A 5,285-nucleotide genomic window follows, 5' to 3' on the forward strand; every position below is an offset into this window, starting at 1 on the left:
GGCATCGGTGAGCACGAACCCCACCCGCGCGTCGGGCAGACCCGGATCAACCGCCAGATACGCCGCCCCCGCCTTGGGCACCCCCCACCTCGCCACCACCGCCGACGCCGACCGCTCCAACACCAACCCCACACACTGCCCCCGGCCCACCACGTGCGCGACCAGCAACTGCGCCCACCGATTCGCCGCCTCAACAAGCTCGCGATACGTCAACGCCAGCCCCCCGCAACTGACCGCCACCGCCCCCGGCACACGCGCCACCTGCCCGGCGAACACCTCCGGAACCGACACCGACACCCCCGCCGTCCGGGCTAATGCCCCCCGATTACCCCACCCCTGCAACCGGACACGCTCAACCCCATCAAGCACACCCACCGACGACAACCGCCTAGCAGGATCAACCGTCATCAACTCCAACACCCGCTGCAACCGCTCGATCAGTGTTTCGATGCTGGCCGCGTCGAACACGTCGGTGCGAAACTCCACCGTCCCACCGATCCCGGCGGGCGCACCGTCCTCGTTCCAGCGTTCCTCCAACGAAAACGTCAGGTCCATGCGGGCGGTGCGGGTGTCCAGCGGCAGCGACGTGACCTGGAGGTCACCCATGGCCAATGCGGCGGCGGGATCATTGGCCTGCCAGTTCTGCCAGGCCAGCATCACCTGCACCAGCGGGGCATGGGTGAGGCTTCGGGCGGGGTTGAGCCGCTCCACCAGCACCTCAAAGGGGACGTCCTGGTGTTCGTAGGCGGCCAGGCTGCGCGCTCGCACCTGAGCCAGCAGTTCGGCGACACTGGGATCCCCGGCGACATCGACCCGCAGCACCAAGGTGTTGACGAAGAAGCCCACCAGCTGATCCAGCGCGGGGTCGCGGCGCCCGGCGATCGGGAACCCCACCGCCACATCGGAACTGGCGCTGAGCTTGGCCAGCAGCACGGCCAACGCGGCCTGCATCACCATGAAACTGGTTGCATTATGCTCGCTGGCCACCTCGCGCATCCGCTGCTGCAACTCCGCCGGCCAGTCCACCGCCACAGTGGCGCCGCACTGGTCGGCCACCGGCGGGTAGGGCCGATCGGTGGGCAGCTGCAGGTGTTCGGGCATGCCGGCCAGGGCCTGCTCCCAGTAGGCCAGCTGCTTGGCGATAAGGCTGTCGCTGTCGGCCAGGTCACCGAAGTGCGCGCGCTGCCACAGCGTGTAATCGACATACTGCACCGCCAATGGCGCCCAGTCGGGGGTCTGCCCGGCGCACCGGCTGGCATACGCCGCGCTCAGATCAACCGCCAGCGGGGTGATCGACCAGCCGTCGGCGGCGATATGGTGCACCACTACCAGCAGCACGTGCTCGTCGTCGGCGACGCGGAAAAGCCGTGCCCGCAACGGAATCTCGCCCGCCAGGTCAAAACAGTGCCGCACCGCGGTGTCGATGACCTCACCCAGCCGGCTCTCCGGCCAGCCGGTGGCATCGACGACATCCCAACCAAAGTCGGCCCGCTCGGCGGGCACCACCACCTGCCGGGGTATCCCCTCGGGCGCCGGGAACAGTGTGCGCAGGCTCTCATGGCGGCCCACCACATCGGCCAGCGCCGCACCCAACGCGTCGACTTCAAGACGCCCACACAGCCGCAACGCCACTGCGAGGTTGTAAACCGGTGAGGGCCCTTGCAATTGGTCGATAAACCACAGCCGGCTCTGAGCAAACGACAACGGGATCACCGCGGGCCGTTCAACCGCCACCAGGGACTCCAGCCGCTCCTCACCCTCACCGACGCGCAGCGCTAACTGGGCGACCGTGGGCGCCTCGAACAGGGTGCGCACCGCCAGGCCGGCATCCAGGCCGGCGTTGATTGCGGCGATCAGGCGCATCGCCGAGAGCGAATCCCCTCCCAGATCGAAGAACGAGTCGTCGACTCCGACCCGCTCGACACCGAGCACCTGGGCGTAGATGCCGGCCAGGATCTCCTCGACGGCGGTGGTCGGGGCGCGGTACTGATCGACGTCGGTGTACTCCGGTGCCGGCAAGGCGCGGGTGTCGAGTTTGCCGTTGACCGTGAGCGGCAACGTGTCGATCGCGACCACCGCCGCCGGCACCATATACCCCGGCAGCCGCTCGCCCAGCGCGGCGCGTATCTGGGCCGGATCGGCTGTCCCGGTGACATAGCCGACCAGGCGTTTGTCGCCGGGGCGGTCCTCGCGGGCGATCACCACCGCGTCGCGGACCCCGTCGAGTCCGGCCAGGGCGGCCTGGACTTCGCCGAGCTCGATGCGATACCCGCGGATCTTGACCTGTTCATCGGAGCGCCCCAGATACTGCAGCTGCCCATCGACACCCCAGCGCACCAGATCCCCGGTGCGATACATGCGTGTTCCCGCCGCCTCCGCGCCGGCGAACGGGCACGCCACGAACCGCGACGCGGTCAACCCCGCCCGGCCCACATACCCGACGCCCACGCCGCGGCCGGCCACATACAACTCGCCGACCACACCCATCGGCACCGGCCGCAACCACCCATCGAGGACGAACAACGCCGCGGTCGATACCGACGAGCCGATCGGCACCACACCCATCCCGACGGACAGCGGAGCGCTCATCGATACATACACCGTGGCCTCGGTGGGGCCGTAGGCATTCATCACCAGCCGGCCAGGCGCCCACCGATCCACCACCTCGGCTGGGCAGGCCTCACCGCCGAGCAGCAATGCCACCGACTCCAACCCCTGCGGGCGGAGTGTGGTCACCGCGGACGGAGTTTGGACCAGCACATTGACGTCTTCGCTGATCAGCAAGGCGTGGAGGTCTTCGGGTGAGCCGACCACCGACTCGGGCACCACCACCAGGCGCCCACCATCCAGCAGTGTCCCCCAGATCTCCCACACCGAAATGTCGAAAGCGTACGAGTGATACTGCGTCCACACTTTCGCCGTCGGCACGTGTGCCGGCAGTGACTCCGCCAGATGGGTCAAGTTGTGGTGGGTGATGGCCACTCCCTTAGGCACACCGGTAGTCCCCGAGGTGTAGATGAGGTAAGCGATGTCCTCGGGGGCCGGCGCCGGCAATGCGGTGTTGGGTTGGTTGTCAACGGCGGGGTCATTGATGTCGATGACCGCCAGATCGCCAAGATCGTGGCCGGCTAGCCGCGACCGCAAGGCGGTCGTGGTGATCACCGCGGTCGGCGCGGCATCGGTGAGCACGAACCCGATCCGCGCGTCGGGCAGTGCGGGATCGATCGCCAGATACGCCGCCCCCGCCTTGAGCACCGCCAGCATCGCCACCACCGCCGATGCCGAGCGCTCCAACAGCAGCGCCACACACTGCCCCCGGCCCACCCCACGGCCGACCAGGAAATGCGCCCACCGGTTGGCCGCCTCATCGAGTTCGCGATACGTCACCGACAGCTTCCCGAAGTTGATCGCCACCGCCTCCGGCGCGCGCGCCACCTGCTCGGCGAACACTTCTGGAACCGACACCGGCAGCGGCGCGGGCCGGGTCAACACCGCCCGGTTACCCCACTCGTCCAGACGGGCATGCTCAGCCTCATCAAGCACATCCAGCGATGACAGCCGCCGGGCGGGGTCGGCGGTCATCAACTCCAATACCCGCTTGAACCGCTCGATCAGCGTTTCGATGCTGGCCGCGTCGAACACGTCGGTGCGAAACTCCACCTTCCCGGAGATCCCGGCGGGCTCACCGGCCCCAGTCCAGCGTTCGGCCAAAGCAAACACCAGGTCCATCCGGGCGGTGCGAGTGTCCAGAGGCAGCTGGGTGACCTGCAGATCACCCAAGTCCAGCCCGGTGGCCAGATCATTCTCCCGCACGGGCAAGTTCTGCCAGGACAAGATCACCTGCACCAGCGGGGCATGGGTGAGGCTTCGGGCGGGGTTGAGCCGCTCCACCACCAACTCAAAGGGGACGTCCTGGTGTTCGTAGGCGGCCAAGCTGCGCCGTCGTACCTGTGCCACCAGTTCGGCGACACTGGGATCCCCGGCCACATCGACGCGAAGCACCAAGGTGTTGACCAAAAAACCCACCAGCGCGTCGAGCGCGGGGTCGCGGCGCCCGGCGATCGGGAACCCCACCGCCACATCAGAACTGGCGCTGAGCTTGGCCAGCAGCACCGCCAGTGCGGCCTGAACCACCATGAAACTGGTCGCGTTCTGCTCACGTGCCACCTGCGTAATCTGCTGCTGCAGCTCTGCTGGCCAGTCCACTGCGACAATGGCGCCGCACTGGTCGGCCACCAGCGGGTAGGGCCGATCGGTGGGCAGCTGCAGGTGTTCGGGCATGCCGGCCAGGGCCTGCTGCCAGTAGGCCAACTGCGTGGCGATACGGCTGTGACTATCGGCCGGATCGCCTAACTGAGCCCGCTGCCACAGCGTGTAGTCGACATACTGCACCGCCAACGGCGCCCAGCAGGGGGTTTGTCCCGCGCACCGGCTGCCATAGGCCAACATCAGGTCACACACCAGCGGGTTGATCGACCAGCCGTCGGCGGCGATATGGTGCACCACCGCCACCAGCACGTGTTCGTCGTCGGCGACGCGGAAAAGCCGTGCCCGCAACGGAATCTCGCCCGCTAGGTCAAAGCAGTGATGCGCTGCGGTGTCGATGGCCTGCGTTAGCCGGCTCTGCGACCAGCCGGTGGCATCGACGACATCCCAACCAAAGTCGGCCCGTTCGGCGGGCACCACCACCTGCCGGGGTATTCCCTCGACGGCCGGGAACATTGTGCGCAGGCTTTCGTGGCGGCCCACCACATCGGCCAGCGCTGCACCCAACGCGTCGGCATCAAGACGCCCACACAGGCGCAACGCCGCCGGCATGTTGTAAACCGGTGAGGGTCCCTGCAACTGATCCAGGAACCACAGCCGGTTCTGCGAAAACGACAACGGGATCACCGCGGGCCGTTCCATCGCCACCAACGGTTCCAGCCGCCCCTCGTCCGCGCCGATGCGGGGCGCCAGCTGGGCGACCGTGGGTGCCTCAAACAGGGTGCGCACCGCGAGGCCGGCATCCAGGCCGGTGTTGATAGCGGCGATCAGGCGCATCGCCGACAGCGAATCCCCTCCCAAATCGAAAAACGAGTCGTCGACTCCGACCCGTTCGACACCGAGCACCTGGGCGTAGATGCCGGCCAGGATCTCCTCGATCGCGGTGCCCGGGGCGCGGTAATGATCGACGTCGGTGTACTCCGGTGCCGGCAGGGCCCGTTTGTCGAGTTTGCCGTTAGCGGTCAGCGGCAACGCGTCGATCGCGACCACCGCCGCCGGCACCATATATCCCGGTAGCT

At 67.7% G+C, this 5,285-nt stretch carries 1 protein-coding gene; it reads right to left on the reverse strand.

Annotation, left to right across the window (positions count from 1 at the left end; all coding sequences use genetic code 11):
- The coding region (locus tag AC2VOP_RS20970; RefSeq protein ID WP_486962753.1) for an amino acid adenylation domain-containing protein at positions 1-5,285 on the reverse strand (5,285 nt) is incomplete at both ends.

It is taken from the genome of Mycobacterium sp. TH-M106 (assembly GCF_057473765.1).